This is a genomic window from Rhodococcus sp. SBT000017 (assembly GCF_003688915.1).
GTDB lineage: Bacteria > Actinomycetota > Actinomycetes > Mycobacteriales > Mycobacteriaceae > Rhodococcoides.
The window spans coordinates 13,104-30,355 of sequence record NZ_REFU01000002.1 but is presented as its reverse complement, the minus strand read 5'-3'; the positions used below and the strand labels follow the sequence as shown (position 1 = coordinate 30,355).

12 protein-coding genes are annotated in these 17,252 nt (G+C 65.1%); 5 read left to right on the top strand and 7 right to left on the bottom strand.

Annotation, left to right across the window (positions count from 1 at the left end; genetic code table 11):
* Positions 1-166: 166 nt before the first annotated feature.
* A complete protein-coding gene (locus AYK61_RS21320) occupies positions 167-517 on the bottom strand; it encodes a VOC family protein (RefSeq protein ID WP_121872993.1) in 351 nt (116 codons plus the stop codon).
* 146 nt (positions 518-663) lie between these two features.
* Here AYK61_RS21320 and recC point away from each other — a divergent pair, with 146 nt between their 5' ends.
* The 3 genes from recC to recD are packed head-to-tail and all read left to right on the top strand — an operon-like array spanning position 664 to position 9,136.
* Entirely contained in the window at positions 664-3,939 is a 3,276-nt protein-coding gene (recC, locus tag AYK61_RS21315) for an exodeoxyribonuclease V subunit gamma (RefSeq protein ID WP_121872992.1), read from the top strand.
* Positions 3,936-7,277, top strand: a complete 3,342-nt coding sequence (locus AYK61_RS21310; protein ID WP_121872991.1) for a UvrD-helicase domain-containing protein — start codon at positions 3,936-3,938, stop codon at positions 7,275-7,277. Before recC ends, AYK61_RS21310 begins: the two co-directional genes overlap by 4 nt.
* Positions 7,274-9,136 (top strand): exodeoxyribonuclease V subunit alpha, encoded by a 1,863-nt coding sequence (gene recD / locus AYK61_RS21305; protein ID WP_121872990.1) that lies wholly within the window; start codon positions 7,274-7,276, stop codon positions 9,134-9,136. The genes AYK61_RS21310 and recD overlap by 4 nt, the downstream gene beginning before the upstream one ends.
* Before the next feature lie 18 nt (positions 9,137-9,154).
* Here recD and AYK61_RS21300 read toward each other — a convergent pair whose 3' ends face one another.
* From AYK61_RS21300 to AYK61_RS21285, 4 genes are all read right to left on the bottom strand, one after another.
* Positions 9,155-9,973, bottom strand: a complete 819-nt coding sequence (locus AYK61_RS21300) for a TY-Chap domain-containing protein (RefSeq protein WP_147458369.1) — start codon at positions 9,971-9,973, stop codon at positions 9,155-9,157.
* A gap of 77 nt (positions 9,974-10,050) precedes the next feature.
* Complete coding sequence (locus AYK61_RS21295) at positions 10,051-11,301, bottom strand: sulfite reductase subunit alpha (RefSeq protein WP_259468212.1); 1,251 nt, start codon at positions 11,299-11,301, stop codon at positions 10,051-10,053.
* Positions 11,302-12,771: a DUF2079 domain-containing protein gene (locus AYK61_RS21290; protein ID WP_121872988.1), complete on the bottom strand. Its 1,470-nt coding sequence runs from the start codon at positions 12,769-12,771 to the stop codon at positions 11,302-11,304.
* 50 nt (positions 12,772-12,821) lie between these two features.
* Entirely contained in the window at positions 12,822-13,802 is a 981-nt protein-coding gene (locus AYK61_RS21285) for a GTP pyrophosphokinase family protein (RefSeq protein ID WP_094613371.1), read from the bottom strand.
* A 91-nt stretch (positions 13,803-13,893) separates the two neighbouring features.
* Between AYK61_RS21285 and AYK61_RS21280 the strand changes: the two genes are divergently transcribed.
* Positions 13,894-14,868 carry a sigma-70 family RNA polymerase sigma factor gene (locus AYK61_RS21280; RefSeq protein WP_121872987.1) on the top strand — a complete coding sequence of 325 codons (975 nt, stop codon included), beginning with the start codon at positions 13,894-13,896 and terminating at the stop codon, positions 14,866-14,868.
* A gap of 12 nt (positions 14,869-14,880) precedes the next feature.
* Here the strand turns inward: AYK61_RS21280 and AYK61_RS21275 are convergent, their stop codons facing one another.
* Entirely contained in the window at positions 14,881-15,288 is a 408-nt protein-coding gene (locus AYK61_RS21275; RefSeq protein ID WP_121872986.1) for a VOC family protein, read from the bottom strand.
* Between the two features lie 176 nt (positions 15,289-15,464).
* The gene (locus AYK61_RS21270; RefSeq protein WP_121872985.1) at positions 15,465-15,734 is read right to left on the bottom strand and encodes a hypothetical protein; all 270 of its coding nucleotides are present in this window, start codon (positions 15,732-15,734) and stop codon (positions 15,465-15,467) included.
* 269 nt (positions 15,735-16,003) lie between these two features.
* Here AYK61_RS21270 and AYK61_RS21265 point away from each other — a divergent pair, with 269 nt between their 5' ends.
* Positions 16,004-17,185 (top strand): NAD(P)/FAD-dependent oxidoreductase, encoded by a 1,182-nt coding sequence (locus tag AYK61_RS21265; protein ID WP_121872984.1) that lies wholly within the window; start codon positions 16,004-16,006, stop codon positions 17,183-17,185.
* The last annotated feature ends 67 nt before the right edge of the window (positions 17,186-17,252 follow it).

The following is a 17,252-nucleotide window of genomic DNA, read 5'->3' as shown; positions in this document are numbered from 1 at the left end:
GGTCCGTTCGGGTCGCGAGAGGCGTCGATGTCGCGGCCGAGATGTCACCCGCGAGACCGGAAGCAACCGTCTCGTTCTGTTCGAACCGGTCGGTCGCATTTCCGTTCACCATGTCGCATCGACGGGGTTCGTCGTTACATTCCGTGCGAGAACGCCAACCGCCCGATCAGTAGTGCTCGCGAAAGCCGCCGATCGCAGTGATGAAATTGCCGTCTGGATCGGAGACCATCGACAGTCTGACCCCTTTGTTCGCGTCGACGATGTTGCCGAAGTCGATGCCGCGGGAACGAGCGGTATCGACGAACACCTCGATGTCCTCGACGGCAACGTTGAACAACGACGAGCCTGCCCGCTCGCGATCTACGGTCACTTGCAGCCACGCAGCGGAAGCCAGTCGCCACTCCACCAGACTCGCCATCGGAGTGTTGTCGGGTAGGCGGTCGAACAGGGTCTCGTACCACTCTCGTGCCGAGTCGATATCGCGCACCGCCACCACGGCAAGTACATGTTCGATCATCGCGTTCTCCTTCGTATCGTTCGGTTGCGCAGATATGGACCGGATCCGACGGCCCGACTCATCGCGCAGAATCTGTCGGAGGCTCGAGTAGGGTCGTCACGAGCCCGAAATCGGGCATCGATACGAGCAGGCAGGGGATCGCAACGGTGTTGACGCTCCACCGCGCCGAACGCGCCGGAACACTCGCGGCTGCACTCGCCGACATCCTGTCCGTACCGTTGGACGATCCGTTCGTACCCGAGATCGTGTCGGTCCCGGCGAAGGGCGTCGAGCGGTGGCTCACGCAGCGACTGTCGAGCACTCTGGGCGGTTCGGACGGCGACGGCATCGCCGCGAACATCGAATTCCCGAGCCCGACACGGTTGGTATCGCGCGCCATTGCAGCGGTCGACGACATCGACCCCGACGACGACCCCTGGGCTCCGGGCCGGGTTCTCTGGACCGCGCTGGATGTGATCGACGAGTGCCGCACCGAGACCTGGGCGGCCGTGCTGTTCAAGCACCTCGGTGCAGGTTCCGAGGATCACCGGGCGGGACGCCGCTGGTCGACGGCATCGCACGTGGCAGAACTGTTTCGCACCTACGGATCTCAACGTCCCCAGATGCTGCGCGACTGGTTCGACGGTCGTTTCACCGACGGACTCGGCGGCGATCTCGACGAGGACCTGCTGTGGCAACCGCGAGTGTGGGCCGCGATGCGCGAGCGGATCGGCAGCCCGAGCCCAGCCGAACGACTACCGCAGACCTGCGCACGGCTTCGGGACGCACCGGAGTCGGTGGACCTACCGAGCCGCTTGTCGGTATTCGGTCCGACCCGGCTGGCAACCGATCAGCTCGAGATATTGAGTGCGCTCTCGCAGGCGCGCGACGTGCACATCTGGGTTCCGCATCCCAGCCCGTCGATGTGGCGCACCCTTGCCGAGATTCCTGCGGTGACGCGCCGCCGAGACGACACGACGGCTCTGGCCGTCGAGCACCCCCTGCTGGCCGGCCTCTCGCGAGACGTGCGAGAACTCCAGGCCACGACCGCGTCGGTGGCGACGCACACCGTGCATCACGAGGGCCCGGAAACAGCGAAGACCCTGCTCGGTCGAATTCAAGCGGACATCACCGCCGATTCGCCTCCATCTCCCGAGTTCGACGACGGCACAACGTTGGTGGACGGATCTGTGCAGATTCACGCCTGTCACGGTCCGGCTCGGCAAGTCGAAGTGTTGCGTGAGTCGTTGTTGCATCTGTTCACCGACGACCCGACGCTCGAACCACGGGACGTGCTGGTGATGTGCCCGGATGTCGAGACCTATGCGCCGCTCATCCGCGCGAACTTCGGGCAGGCGGCGCTGGTGCATCCTGGACACCGGTTGCGTGTGCGCCTGGCCGATCGGGGCCTGCGCCGCACAAACCCAGTCCTCGACGTCATCGCCACGGTGCTCGACTTCTCGGAGGGCCGGGTGACGGCGAGCGAGCTGTTGGACTTCGCCGCGAGCGGTCCGGTGCGGGAGAAGTTCTCGTTCACCGACGACGATCTCGAGCGCCTGCGCGAGTGGGTGACGAGCTCGGGTGCTCGCTGGGGATTGACAGTTCGTCAACGAGAAGCGTATGGCTTGAACGGTTTTCGGCAGAACACCTTCAAATCGGCACTCGATCGCATCCTGCTGGGAGTGGCCGCGGACGAGACGCGAAACGAATACCTCGACCTCGCACTACCTCTCGACGATGTGGACAGCAACGACATCACCCTCGCCGGCCGCTTCGCCGAACTCGTGGACCGGCTCGCCTCGGTGCTCCGAGCACTGGCCGGTCCGGCATCGGTGGCCGAGTGGACCCGGCAGTTGGGCCGTGCCCTCGATCTCCTCGCCGACGTGCCCACCGCCGACGAATGGCAACTGGCACAGGCACATCGCGAGATCTCCGACGCCACCGAACACGGCGGCACCGCCGAGCTGCGGCTCGCGGACGTGCGCGCCATGCTGGCCGGCCGACTGGCCGGCAGGCCCACCCGAGCGAACTTCCGCACCGGCGAGCTGACCGTGTGCACCATGGTGCCGATGCGCTCGGTTCCGCACCGAGTGGTGGTGCTGCTCGGGCTCGACGACGAGGTGTTCCCCCGAGTGGGAAGTACCGACGGAGACGACATCCTCGCCCGTGATCCGGCCGTCGGCGAACGAGACATTCGCAGTGAGGACCGACAACTGCTCCTCGACGCGGTGATGTCGGCCGAGGAGAAGCTGCTCTTGTTCTACACCGGAGCCGACCCCGTCGACGGGTCCGCCAAGCCGCCCGCGATCCCGCTGCGCGAGTTGATGGACGTGCTCGAGGTGACGGCGGGCGGAAGCGTCGAACATCGGCATCCGTTGCAACCGTTCGATCCGCACAACTTCGAAGCCGAACACCCCTTCAGCTTCGACACGGTTGCCCTGGCCGGGGCGGTCTCCCAGCAACGGACCCCCGATCCAGTGGCACCGTTTCTGCCCCACGCGCTCCCTCCGGCCGATCGCGGGGACGTCGAACTCGCCGAACTCATCGCCTTCGTCGAGAATCCGGTGCAGGCCTTTCTGCGGCAACGGCTCGGATTTCGCGTTCCGGAGCTCGAGGACGACCTGGCAGACAGCCTGGACATCGAGCTGGATCCGTTGTCCCGGTGGAACATCGGTGATCGTATGCTCGCGGCAGTACTCGCCGGTGGCGACATCGGAGAATTCGCCGACGCCGAGTGGCGGCGCGGCACCCTCCCGCCGTTCCATCAGGGCCGCCGGGAGATGTCCGACATTCGGCAGATCGTCGGAATCATCGCCGACGCGGCCGCTGCATTCCACGAGGGTCCTGCCGAGACGATCGACGTCGCGGTCGATCTCGGCGACGGACGCCGCCTGGCCGGCACCGTCACCGGAATTCACGGCCGCACGCTGGCCCGTTCGTCCTACTCGCGCCTGGCCGCCAAGCATCGACTGGCCGCGTGGGTGCGGTTGCTGGCGGTGGCCGCATCCCAGCCAGGGGAGTGGAGCGCCGTCACCATCGGCCGCGCGAGCGGGATGCGTCCGCCTCGTCGCTCTCGGTTGAGCGCCCCGCGGGACCCCGTCGCCGTCCTGAGGGAGTTGGTGGACTTGCGTGATCGTGGAATGGCCTCGCCGCTGCCGATATCGACCGGTACCGCGTCGGCGTACGCGGAGAAGCGGTTCGGTGGCGGATCCATCGAGGACGGCTACGACTCGGCCACGTGGGCCTGGCGAGGCGACTTCGGCGACGGGACCGATCGATCGTTGCGGTACGTCCATGGGTCGACGCTGTCGTTCCAGACATTGCTCGCCGCGGCCCCGCTCGTCGACGAGACCGAGCCGTCGAACGAGAAGAGCCGCTTCGGGATTCTCGCTCGAAAGCTGTGGGACCCGTTGCTGACCGCCGAGAACATGGGGAATGCATGACAGCCGCCCACGGATTCGACCTGCTCGGCCCGATGCCGACCGGAACGACCGTCCTCGAAGCCAGCGCCGGGACCGGCAAGACGTACGCGATCGTGGGGTTGGCCGCGCGCTACATTGCAGAGGGGATCGCCGAGATCTCGGACCTGCTCCTGGTGACGTTCAGCCGGGCCGCGACTCAGGAACTCCGTGATCGCACCCGTAGCAGGTTCGCGTCGATCGCCCGGGACCTCGCGGACCCGAACATCGCTCGTGCATCTCGGGATCCACTCGTGGCGTTTCTGGCAGCAGTCGACGACGCCGAAGTGGACCGGCGGCGTCGACGGTTGCGAAGGGCGTTGTCGGACTTCGACGCCGGAACCATCGTCACCACCCACAGTTTCTGCCAGCGCATGCTCGACGGGCTCGGCATCGCCGGCGAGCGCGAACCGGAATCGGCCTTCGTCGAATCGGTCTCGGACCTGCTCGAACAGGTCGTGGACGACCTGTATCTGCAGATGTTCAGCGGTGCCGACGAGGCACCGGCATTCAGCAGGCGGGATGCTCAGCAGTTGGCGTCGGCGGCCGTGGGCGACCAGCAGTCGATTCTGTATCCCGACACCGAGGACCTGGACGACGACAACCGCGAGCCCGCGCTACGTGTGCGGTTCGCCCGGGAAGCACGCCGGGAGATCGAACGTCGCAAACGCCTGCTCGGGGTGCGTGACTACAACGACCTTCTGGGACTTCTGCATTCGGTGTTGTCCGACCCCGTCCACGGCGAGGCCGCCTGCGCACGAGTGCGAGACCGGTTCCGCGTCGTGCTGATCGACGAGTTCCAGGACACCGACCCGATGCAGTGGGACATTCTGCGGCGGGCGTTTCACGGCTTCACGACGCTCATCCTCGTCGGCGATCCGAAGCAGGCCATCTACGCGTTCCGCGGAGCCGAGGTACTGAGCTACCTCGACGCGGTGCAGACCGCAGACCACCTCTACGAGCTCACTGCCAACTGGCGTAGTGATTCGGGGCTGCTCGACGCCCTGCACCATCTGTACGGTGGCGCAGCCCTCGGTCACGACGACATCGTGGTACACCGAGTCGAGGCGCGAAACCCGCTCTCGCGCATGGTCGGGCACCCTCCCTTGCGGTTGCGCTATCTCCCCCGAACCGGCGCCGGTCCACTGCGGCAGGGTTTTCCGGCAGTCGACCGACTCCGATCCCGCGTTGCGGCAGACGTCGCGGCGGACATCGTCGAGCTGCTGTCCGGATCTGCCGTGATCGAGCGACCCGACGGCCCTCGGGTGATCGAACCGCGGGACATTGCCGTGTTGACCCGAACGACCAAGCAGGTGGCGTTGATTCGGGATGCACTCGACGCGGTCGGGGTCCCGTCCGTCGTGTCGAGCAGCACCAGCGTGTTCGGCACCGAGAGTGCCCGACACTGGCTGTGGTTGCTGCAGGCGATCGAGCAACCTCATCGCACCGATCGCGTACGTCTGGCCGCCTTGACTCCGCTGCTCGGGTGGACGGCCGCGCAGCTCGACTCCGGAGCCGAGGACGCGCTGTCCCAGGTCAGCAGTCGGCTGCGCGAGTATTCGGTGCTGTTCGACGAGGCCGGGTTCGCAGCAGTCTTCGAGCGGGTGTCGGCCCAGTCCGGACTCGACGCCCGGTTGCTCGCGGTCGAAGCCGGTGAGCGCACCATGACCGATCTGCGGCACATCGCCCAATTGCTCAATCGCGCAGCGGTATCCGAGTCCTACGGGATCACCGCCCTCACTCGCTGGCTGACCGACCGCATCAAGGAACCGGCAGCGGGCGGGTCGACCGACCGCAGTCGTCGACTCGACAGTGATTCCGCAGCAGTGCAGATCATGACGACACACGGCAGCAAAGGGCTCGAATTCCCGGTCGTCTATCTGCCCTACGCCTGGGACACGTTGTACTTCAGCAAGCCGTCGACGCTGTTGCTGCACGAGAACGGCAAGCGAATCCGAGACGTCGGCGGACCGTCCGGTTCGGGCTACGCGGCCAGAAAAATTCTCAACGACCAGGAGGAGGCAGGCGAGGAACTGCGACTGCTCTACGTCGGTCTCACCCGCGCCGAGTGCCGGATCGTGCTCTGGTGGGCACCGGGCCGAAACACCGCGACGTCCTCGCTGCACCGCATGCTGTTCGGACGCATCCCCGCAATTGCGCTGCCGGAGCCGTCGTACAAGGTTCTCGACGACGCGACGACCGCGAACCGGCTCCAATCCTGGGTCGGGTCGGCAGCCGGGCTCATCTCGGTCGAACCGGTGGGGCCCGGTGAGCCGTCCACCGCACACTGGATTCGTCCCGAGCAACCGCACCTCGACGTCGCTGCCGCACGATTCGATCGAACCCTCGACCTGCTGTGGCGTCGGACGTCGTACTCCGCGTTGACAGCTCACGCTCACGACGCCGCGCCCGGCCGGCCCGAGGTAGGAGTGACCAGCGAGGCCGAGCATCCCGAGAAGACGGACGAGCCCACCGAAACGTCGGTGGGCGGCGAATACCCGGGAAGCGAGTACACCGACGAACAGCTGGACGGAATCGCGTCTCCGATGAACGGCATGCCTGCCGGCGCGGCGTTCGGAACGCTCGTCCACGAGGCACTCGAACACGTCGACACGTCCGCACCCGATCTGCTCGCGGAACTCGAACGTCGCTGCGCTGCGGCGGTCGCGTCGCGGATGGCGGAAGTCGATCCGGTGGCGTTGGCCCAAGCCCTGCTACCGGTGATGCAGACACCGTTGGGATTCGGGACGCTGGCGGACGTGGCACCGTCCGACCATCTGGCCGAGCTCGACTTCGAGCTGCCCCTGGCCGGCGGCGACGATCCGGTGGCGGACACGGTCACGTTGAAGTCCGTGGCGCGCCTGTTGCGTTATCACCTGGATCCGGCGGACGTGCTCGCGTCCTACGCAGATCTGCTCGATGATCTCGAGGCGACACCGCTTCGCGGCTTCCTCACCGGGAGTATCGACTCGGTTCTGCGCGTGTCCGGACCGCGGTACGTCGTGGTGGACTACAAGACGAATCGAATCGCCAGAGGCGATCTGACCACCGGCAACTTCACGCGCGAGAAGATGGCCCAGGAAATGATCCGCTCGCACTACCCGCTGCAGGCAATCCTGTATGCCGTTGCGCTGCATCGATATCTGCGATGGCGTCAATCGGATTACGACCCGCAACTACACCTCGGCGGCATCCGATACCTGTTCGTGCGGGGCATGGTCGGACCGCAGACCCCCGCCGGCTGCGGGGTGTTCGACTGGAATCCGCCCGCCGCCCTTGTGGTCGAGCTGTCGGACCTGCTCGCCGGGAAGGTGGCCCGATGACCGGCGTCTCGATTGCGCTGCGCGGCAGTGGAATTCTGCGCGCGTTCAATGATGTGGGTGTGCTGTCGGCATCCGACGTGCACGTGGCGTTGCGCCTCGGTGCCCTGGCCGGGGAGTCGTCGGAGCACGTACTGCTCGCCACCGCTCTGACGGTGCGCTCGGTACGATCCGGCTCGGTGTGCCTGGATCTGCGACGACTGCGAGACGTCACCGTCGACGAGGATTCGGACGTCGATCCGAGCGCACTTCCGTGGCCCGAGCTCGATGACGTGCTCGGAGCGCTGAGGGTGAGTCCACTGGTGGTCGGCAGTTCGAATGGGCCGTTGAGGCCGCTGAAACTGGTCGACACCGATCAGGGTGAGTTGCTGTATCTGGACCGATATCATCTGCAGGAGAGCACCGTCCGAGATCTCCTCGACGTGCGTTCGCAATCCCATCCGGCCGCTGATGCCGTCGAGATCAGCGGTGCCTTGGCCGAGCTGTTCGTGGACGAATCGGGTGCACCGACGGCGGCTCCCGATCGGCAGCGAATAGCGGCGGCTCTGGCGGCGACGCAGTGGACCACGGTCATCGCCGGCGGACCCGGAACCGGAAAGACTCACACCGTCGCGAGAATTCTGGCGCTCCTCGTACGCGAACACGGCAGCGATCTGCGCATCGGGCTGGCCGCACCCACCGGCAAGGCCGCGGCCCGACTGCAGGAGTCCGTGTCCGAACAAGCCGGGCTCCTCGGACTTCCTGCGGACCTGAAAGCGATGACGCTGCACCGACTTCTGGGATGGAAGCCCGGCAGCAAGACGAGGTTTCGGCACGACGCCGAGAACCGACTGCCGTACGACGTCATCGTCGTCGACGAAACCTCGATGGTGTCTCTGACGATGATGTGTCGGCTGCTCGAAGCCGTGCGTCCCGAGTCTCGGTTGATTCTCGTCGGGGACCCGGATCAGCTGACGTCGGTGGACGCAGGCGCGGTGCTGGCAGATTTGGTGGCCAGGCCGGTCACCGGGACCGAAAACCCGGTTCTGGCGCAGCTCGTCGACGCGGACTTCGCCGCCGCCGAGGATCCCGCAGAAGCCGCTCTGAGCGCATTCGAGCGAGACCGACTGCGTGGTGGCGTCGTTCGGCTCAGTCGTGGTCGACGGTTCGGTGGAGCTATCGCTCGCTTGGCCGTGGCCGTGAGGGATGGCCGGGGCGACGATGTGATGGCGTTGCTCGAGTCCGGCGCGGATGAGATTTCGTTCCAGGGCCCCGACGACGTCGACGCGCTGCGTTCGGACGTGATCGACACCGCAGCCGAGGTCACCGCCGCCGCTGTACGCGGAGATGCCACCGCAGCACTACTCGGGCTCGAGAAACATCGCCTGCTGTGCGCGCACCGCGAGGGTCGATGGGGAGTCTCGCGGTGGGACCGGCAGGCGATGGAGTGGGTAGGAGAAGGAAGCGGAACGTTTCTCGATCCCTCGCTCTGGTACCCCGGTCAGCCACTACTGGTGACGGCCAACGACCACGAGGCGAGGATCTACAACGGGGACACCGGCGTCGTGGTGTTGGGAGACAACGGAACTCCGATGGCGGCGTTTGCCCGAGGTCGTGGCCACGTGTTGATTCACCCGAACGTGCTCTCCTCGGTACATACCGTGTACGCAATGACTATTCACCGCAGTCAGGGCAGTCAGTACGACACCGTCTCGGTTCTGCTGCCCGCCGAGGCATCGACACTGCTGACCCGAGAACTGCTGTACACCGCCATCACCCGCGCACGATCGCACGTACGGGTGATCGGTACCGAGGAGGCCATCCGCGCGGGCGTCGAACGTCAGGTGCTGCGGGCGAGCGGCCTGCGCCGACAGATCCTGTAGTTCGTCAGATCCCGTTCATCACCGGCACGCGTGCCGGTCTGCCCTCGTCACGGCGTCCATGCTGTGTGCGACCAGGAGCCAGGTGCGGGCAAGGCTCTTCCATACCGCGACCGAGGTATCCCGACTCGCGTCGTCGGCAGGGCGAGCCCGAACAGCGGCCGATCTGTGCAGCGAGAGTGCTCGCGCTTTCAACGCGTCGATATCGCCGTCGGCGCATACCGATCGAACGGTGTGCGCATCGACGCGCCGACCGACCAACTGGCACAACGCTTGCAGTGACTTCAGCTCGGCAGGAACGGCGTCGGATGTTTCCGACGGAGTTTCGGTCGTTGCGTCGGTAGTGCGATCGACGAACCCGCGTTGCAGGTCGACCGGTCCCGACGACGCACCGTCGGCCGCGACGCTCCACACACTCAGGAACGACGGATGCGGGACGTTCCAGATCTCTCGGAACGCGCGCGTGATCATCTCCGCGACGAGCGCCGCATCTGCTCGGGTGTCGGTTCGCGTGAGGTCGATGATCGATCCGTCTGCGACCGGCTTGCCTCGATCCAACCAACCGCAGTCGAGGAGCTGCACATCCATGGCCGTTGCGTCCTGGGCATCCGGGTACAGCAGTGACGGCAGCGCTGCCACCGACACCAGCACGTTGCCGTCCGTCGCGGCCACATCGATGTACGGCCGCAATCCACGCTCTCCTGGGCTCGCCTGAGCGGCGGTAACCGTGATGTAGTCCCGCCTCGGCAAAGTCCTAAGACGGGCATGCAGGTTTTCGGTGAACGTGGCCCACGCGAGGGCGGTGGTGGAGTCGAAATGGCCGTTCTGCAGTGCGGTCACGATGCAAACCCTCTTCTCGGACGAGAACTGATGCCTGTATCCGAGACCGTAGCGAGAGGGTCCGACAAGAACCCGAGTCAGTACACGTCGCGCAGGTAGCGCTTGGATTGCTTGAGGTCGTTGACGTAGTCCTCGGCGGCATCGGGGGAGAGGCCACCATGCTCGGCGACGATCTCGTGCAATGCCTCGTCGACGCCCTTGGCCATGCGAGCCGCATCGCCGCACACATAGAGCTGCGCACCCGCTTCGAGCCACCCGTAGAGCTCCTTGCCTGCCTCCCGCATGCGGTGCTGGACGTAGATCTTCTGCGGTTGGTCGCGAGAGAAGGCCAGATCGAGTCGAGTCAACAGACCGTCGCGCTCGAAATCGACGACTTCGTCCTCGTACAGGAAGTCGCTGGCTCGATGCTGATCGCCGAAGAACAGCCAGTTCTCGCCTGTCGCGCCCCGGGCACGACGCTCGTGCAGAAAAGCTCGGAACGGTGCCACTCCGGTTCCAGGACCGATCATGATGATCGGGGTGTCGTCGGACGGGAGGCGGAACGATTTGTTGGCCGACAGGAATACCCCGGCCTGGTGTTCCTCCCCGACGCGATCGGCCAGATACGTCGAGCAGACACCACCGCGATCTCGCTCGGCCGACCGATATCGAACTGTGGACACGGTCAGATGCACGGTGCCCTCGTGCGCGATCGGCGACGACGAAATCGAGTAGACCCGGTGTTGCAGAGGACGCAGCAAACCGAGGAATTCGGCTGGATCGAACGCCCCCGACCGATCCAGATCGAGAACGTCGACGACGTCCCGACCCCACGTCCAGGCGTCGAACGACGCGCGGTCGCCGTTCTGCAGAACGTGATCGAGCTCGGCGTCACCGGCGCGTTCGGCCACGGCCTCGATCAGATCCATGGACGGGATGCCGATCTCGTAGTCCGTGGTCAAAGCATGGGCCAAGGTGATCTCGCCGGATTTGGTGTGGACCGCGGTGTCGGCGGGCACGCCGAGGCGCTCGATCACAGCCGAGACCAGCGCCGCGTCGTTGACGGGTTTGACGCCGAATCCGTCGCCGGCCTCGTAGGCGATGCCGCTCTCGCCGAGCGCGATCGAGAAGTGTCGAACTTCTTTGGCCGACGTGGGGCCGGAGAGACGGCGGTTGCTCAGAATCTGCGCGCGGTAGGGATTCTTCCGATTCCACGGTGAGCGCTTCGATGCGGTCTTGGTGGCGCCGAGATCGCCGGTTCGAGCGTCGATGTCCTGTACCTGCCTTGCGGTAGTCGTCTCTATGAGTCGACTGGGAGGTCGACTCGTTCGAACACTAATCGGGACCACTCAGTCGCGGTGCAGGACCTCGATTCCGTCGACGGAGAAGACGACGTCGTATCCGCTCGCCAGCGCCCGGCTGACCGCCTGACGATCGCCGGTCTCGTCCGTCGGCCAACCCGCAGGCCGCTGCTGGTTGACGACGATCCACTCGGGGACCGTCGAATCGGTCGTGCGCTGCGGAAAGACCGACACGGCGTGGTCGGCGACGAGTTGGGCCACGAGATTGTTCGACGCCGCAACTCGATCACCGGCAGGAATCCACTCGGAGATCTCTCGGGCGGTCGCGGCCTGCGGATCGATCGTCCATTCCTGCGCGTGCACCACACGTGACATGGGCAGGAACGGCAATGCGACAACTGCGAACGCGGCCACGAACGCGACGATCAGCTTCCGGCCGCGTTCGGTGAGCTGACCGTGCCGGTGGCTACGCGCCAATGCGTCGAGCAAGGCGACGAACACGATGACCATGAGGATCGCGTTGTAGTGATAGATCGGCTTCCAGAAGTTGGTGTTGTCACTGAGAAAGCGCCACGCGACCGTCGGGACGGCGACCAGGAGCAGTGGCGATCGCAGGGCGAAGAACCCGGTGACCGCGAGCAGCAGAAAAGCGGTGGCCGCCCGTGAATCGCCGGCAACCAGACCGTGCGCGGTGTCGGCGATGCCTTCACCGAGCGGAGGCAGCTTCGAGCCCTGGTCGTACGAGTTGTCCGAGCTGAGGGCCGGGATGATCACCTTGACCGCGAGAACTACCCAGGTCAGTCCCCAGACAGCAGTCAACGCCCCCAGGATGCGAGTGCGGCCGCTCGTCCAGAGCGCGACCAACGCCCCGACGACGATCACCGTCAGGCCCATGTCCTCTTTGACGAACACCAACGGTACAGCCCAGGCCAGGGCCGGCAGCCAGCGCTGTCGAACCAGCGCGACCATCGACACGGCCAGTAGGGGCATCGCGAACGCCACCTCGTGGAAATCGAAGTTCAGCGCGGCCTGCACGCCCCACGACAGCCCGAACGCCGCGGCCGTCACGATGCCGACGACCGTGCCGAATTTCTGTACCGCCAGTCTGCTGATCGGAATCACGGCAAGCGCGAACAGCACGGCCTGGGCGATCAGCAGCGTCTCGGCGTGTGGGAACACCCGGTAGAGAGGTCCCAGCAACGCGGTGATGGGCGAGAAGTGATCGCCGAGCGTGTTGTAGCCGGTGCCGAGTAGGTCGGACGTCGGCGCGCGAAACTGCGAGTACGACGCGATCTGCTGAACGAATATCCCCAGGTCGAATCCGGATGTTCGGAGCTGGCGATGGCCGAGGACGGACATCACCGAGTACAGGGTCGCCAGCACGGCGAAAGAGACGGCCGGCACCAGAGTCTCGGCGGAGCGGATTGTCGAGCGCCGGTCTGTGGTCGCGGTTTCGTCGGTCGCTGTGTCGACACTGTCGGCATCGGTGACGACCGTGGATTTCTCGGTAGTGGTCACGAGGAGGCATGTCTACCGGACCGACGTGAGATGTTCCTGAGAACCGCCGGTCAGCGCTTGCGCTTCTTCGCGGGCTTGCGTCGTGGCGGCTGCGAAGTGAGGTGATAGTAGAGCGCATCCTCGGAGTCCTCGACCACCACATCGATGAAGTCGCCCACTTCGAGGTAGTCGTTGACGGCGATCCGGTCGGTCGAGCCGATGACCGCTTTCACCGATCGTGCGGGAACCAGGCCTCTGCGGCCGTCCGGTCCGACGGCGAGTGCATACCGTGGACCGGTGCGGGTGACCCTGGCGCTGATGAAGTCCGGATCCTTCGGAATCGGGTCGGCCGCGAGAACGCCCCCGTCCTTCGACGCGGCCGTCAACGAGTCGAGCTGCGCGGCCAGATCGTCGGCCATCGCATCCACCTGATCGAGCAGGTGGGCCATGTGCGCGGCGTAGTCGGTGTGCTTCTTGGTCGGCTTGAGTGCCTCACCGGGCTTGTACATGTCCTCGTGGGTCAGCTCGCCCCAGGCGTCCTGCAGGCGCGTCTTGACCTGAACTTCCACCTTCACATCGAGATCACCCTGATGTGTTGCCACTCGAACGACCAGCACGGCGTGGTACGCGCGGTAGCCACTCGGCTTGGGAAAGGCCACGTAGTCGGTGGGTGGTTGCGCGAACCGTACAGAGCATTCCGGGTCGTTGCACGCGCGCTCGAGCGCAGCGACGAACGTCAGTTGATCGCGCGGGGTCTTGCACAGCACCTTGACGCCGACGAGATCGGGCAACGCCTCGGCGACGGCATCGGCGTCGGTCGGCTCGGTGATGCGGCCCTCGGAGAGATAGCGGCGCAGTTTGTCGGCCGATCGTCCCGGGTCCTTGATTCGTGCCGTCTGCGCATTCAAGCGGTCTCGATCGACGTCCTCGAGAATCTCGTCGGCGATGGTCTCGAGGAAATTCTGCGCGGTGACGAGAGCGGCTTCCCACGCTCGACGGCGCTGCAGGTACAGCTCTTCGACCAAGTCGTCGATACTCGTTGCCGATGTCACGATGCCGAGGTTAACGCAGAAGTGTCGGCAATCCTTTCGGCGGCGCGCGTTCGAGCTGTGGCGCGCGTGTGTCCGGTTTACGCTCTACCGCATGACCGTGGCCTCGGAACAGAAGGACGACTTCGTCGAACAGTTCGATCCCTTTCGTCGTGAGTTGCTCGCGCACTGCTATCGCATGACCGGGTCGATTCACGATGCCGAGGACCTGTTGCAGGAGACGTACATTCGCGCGTGGCGTGGGTACGCCAAATACGAGGGCCGTTCGTCGCTACGAACATGGCTGTACCGAATCGCAACCAATACCTGTCTCACCGCTCTGGACGGCCGGGCGAAGCGTCCCTTGCCGACAGGCTTGGGTGCACCGAGTTCGGGCCCCACCGACGAACTGGTGCAGAACAACGAGATTCCGTGGCTCGAGCCGATCGCCGATTCCGATCTGGCGGATGCGAGTGATCCCGCCTCGATCGTGGTGGCCAAGGAATCCGTGCGACTCGCCTTCGTCGCCTCACTGCAACATCTGTCGTCGCGGCAACGCGCGGTGCTGCTGATGCGCGAAGTGTTGCAGTGGAAAGCGTCGGAGGTTGCCGAGGTTCTCGCCACGACGACGACCGCAGTCAACAGCCTCCTGCAGCGAGCACGGGAGCGCCTCGACGAGATCGCGCCCGAGCTCGACGATGTCGAGCCCATCGAATCCGCGGAATTGCAGAAACTTCTAACGCAGTACGTGGAGTGTTTCGAGAGCTACGACATCGACCGACTGGTCACCCTCTTCACCTCGGACGCGGTGTGGGAAATGCCGCCGTTCGTCGGGTGGTACCAGGGTGGCGAGACCATCGGATCTCTCATCCGGAACAACTGCCCCGCGAACGGAGCAGGCGATATGCGGATGGTGTCCACCTCTGCCAACGGTCAGCCCGCTTACGGGCTGTACATGCTGGCCGAGGACGGTGTGCACCGGCCGTTCCAGCTGCATGTTCTCGATGTCGATGCCAGAGGGGTCGGGCATGTGGCCTGCTTCTTCGATCTGACACTGTTCGATCGATTCGGTCTGCCCGACCGCCAATAGACGAACGGCCGTTCAGCTCTCCGAGACGGCCGACGGATCCATCCACATCACTTCCCACACGTGGTTGTCGAGGTCGCGGAACGCCCGGCCGTACATGAACCCGTGATCCTGGGGCTCCATCCACTTCGATCCACCGGCGGCGATTGCCGCGTCGGTGAGCGAATCGACTTCCTCGCGGCTGTCGGCAGAGACGCACATCAGCACCTCCCGGGCCGAGCTCGTGTCGCAGATCGAGTCGGAGATGAAGTCCTCGAATCGCGAGGTGGCCAGGAACATCACGGTCGCCTGCTCGCTGACGACCATCGAGGCGCAGTTTTCGTCGCTGAAGACATCGTTGAACTCGAATCCGAGACCCTCGAAGAATGCGCGGGTGGCGACGACGTCGCGGACGGGCATGTTGGCGAACAGCAAACGTGACATGGATACACACCTTTTCTGGAAGAACCTGCTGCGTCGAACCGTCGAACAACGGTCTTGCTCGTACTGACAGCTGTCGATCCGAAAAGTCATCGGGTGCAGATGTGCCGACACGACGCGACCCCGCCGAGCGGGTGCTCGACGGGGTCGCGGACTGCGAAGCTGAAGGGGGCGTGTGGCTATCGCGCGATCTGCGCGAGGCGCGACAGCATGCGTGAGAAGACGTGGCCGTCGTTGCCGAGGTCTGCGTAGGGGTCGGCTGCCTGGTCCGACTCGGTGGCGCCGGGCGTTGCCGCAGCAAGCGTGCGCGCCAGGCGGGTGCGACGCTCGATGGCGTCGAGGATGGTGGCGTCCAGCGTTGAAACTTCGTCGAAGAGCTGGTCGACGTCAGCTGTCGCGATATCGGCACTGTCGGTGCCAATTGCGAGCGAATCGATCTGAACAGTCACATCGTCTCCTTTTGTTCGCGTCCTGAGGTGTGAGTCGTTCGGCCGGCCGGAACCGTTACAGCTCGACCCGAGTAAAAACGATGTTTCGTCGCCCAGACCAAGATGCCCACTCGACGGGCCTGGGCCAACCTCTTCGGGGTGTGATGCTGCATACAGTCCGGTCGGTTCCGCTACCTGCGGGTTCTCCGGACGGAGCGGCTCGAAGGATTCTTCTCGTGTTGTTCCGGGTAGCCACGAAGTGAATGACGTCGACTTTCGAGGAGTGAACGATGCGTTACGACTACCTGATCATCGGCGGGGGAATGGTTGCGGACAGCGCAGCTCGCGGAATCCGCGAGCAGGACGCGACGGGGTCCATCGGCATCCTCGGAGCGGACCCCGATGCGCCGTACACGCGCCCTGCGCTGTCGAAGAAACTGTGGACCGACCCGGAGTTCGGCCGCGATCAGGTCTCACTCGACACGGCTTCCGACACCGGTGCAGAGGTGCACACCGGAACTCGAGTCGGATCGGTCGACCGCTCGAACTCATCGGTCACCACCGAAGCCGGAGATCACCACGAGTACGGAAAGCTTCTCCTGGCAACGGGTGCGACGCCGACGCGAATCGAACTCGCTCCCAGCCCCCGCGTGGTGTATTTCCGCACTTTTGCCGACTACCGAGCGCTGCGCGAGCTGACGAAGACCGCCGATCACATCGCCGTGGTCGGCGGCGGATACATCGGCACCGAAATCGCAGCTGCCCTGTCTCTCCAGGGTGTGAAGGTCACACTGGTGACGACGGACGCCGTACTCGGGGGACACATGTTTCCGTCGAGCCTGGCTGCCGGCTTCGACAAGGGTTTCGCCGGCCACGGTGTGACCGTGCGCCGAGGGACGAGGGTCGTTTCCGGAGCCGAGGCGTCGGCGCGCGTACAACTGCAACTCGACGACGGTTCGACCGTGGAGGCGGACGGCGTCGTGTTCGGACTCGGCGTGCGACCCGACACGGAACTGGCCGAATCTGCAGGGCTTGCGGTCGACGACGGCGTGGTCGTAGACGAGTTCCTCCGGACCGAGGACGAACACGTCTATGCCGCCGGTGACGTGGCGAACTACCCCGACGCCATCCTCGGACGCCGACGGATCGAGCATGTCGACAACGCGACCGAGATGGGCAAGGCCGCAGGACGCAACATGGCCGGTGCCGCAGATCCCTACACGTACACCCCGTACTTCTACTCCGACGTCTACGACGACGGCTATCAGGCGATCGGCACTGTGTCCACGACGCTCGATGTCGTCGAGGACTGGAAGTCGGTCGGCAAGGAAGGCGTCGTCTACTACCTCGACGACGATGCCGTCGTTCGGGGCGTACTGATGTGGAACGTCTGGGAGGGTCTCGACGTGGCGCGCACCCTGCTGGCCGAGAAGAAGCCGCAGACCGAGGAATCGCTGCGCGGACTGATCTGAACTTCTGGAACACTCGATGGCGAGCGATCCGTCGACGACACCGGCGATGCGGCGTGACCTAGGAGAG

Excerpts from the sequence above, each read along its gene's own strand:
- AYK61_RS21280 (WP_121872987.1), top strand. The coding sequence starts at position 13,894 with ATGACCGTGGCCTCGGAACAGAAGGACGACTTCGTCGAACAGTTCGAT.
- AYK61_RS21320 (WP_121872993.1), bottom strand. The coding sequence starts at position 517 with ATGATCGAACATGTACTTGCCGTGGTGGCGGTGCGCGATATCGACTCG.
- AYK61_RS21265 (WP_121872984.1), top strand. The coding sequence starts at position 16,004 with ATGCGTTACGACTACCTGATCATCGGCGGGGGAATGGTTGCGGACAGC.
- AYK61_RS21310 (WP_121872991.1), top strand. The coding sequence starts at position 3,936 with ATGACAGCCGCCCACGGATTCGACCTGCTCGGCCCGATGCCGACCGGA.
- recD (WP_121872990.1), top strand. The coding sequence starts at position 7,274 with ATGACCGGCGTCTCGATTGCGCTGCGCGGCAGTGGAATTCTGCGCGCG.
- AYK61_RS21275 (WP_121872986.1), bottom strand. The coding sequence starts at position 15,288 with ATGTCACGTTTGCTGTTCGCCAACATGCCCGTCCGCGACGTCGTCGCC.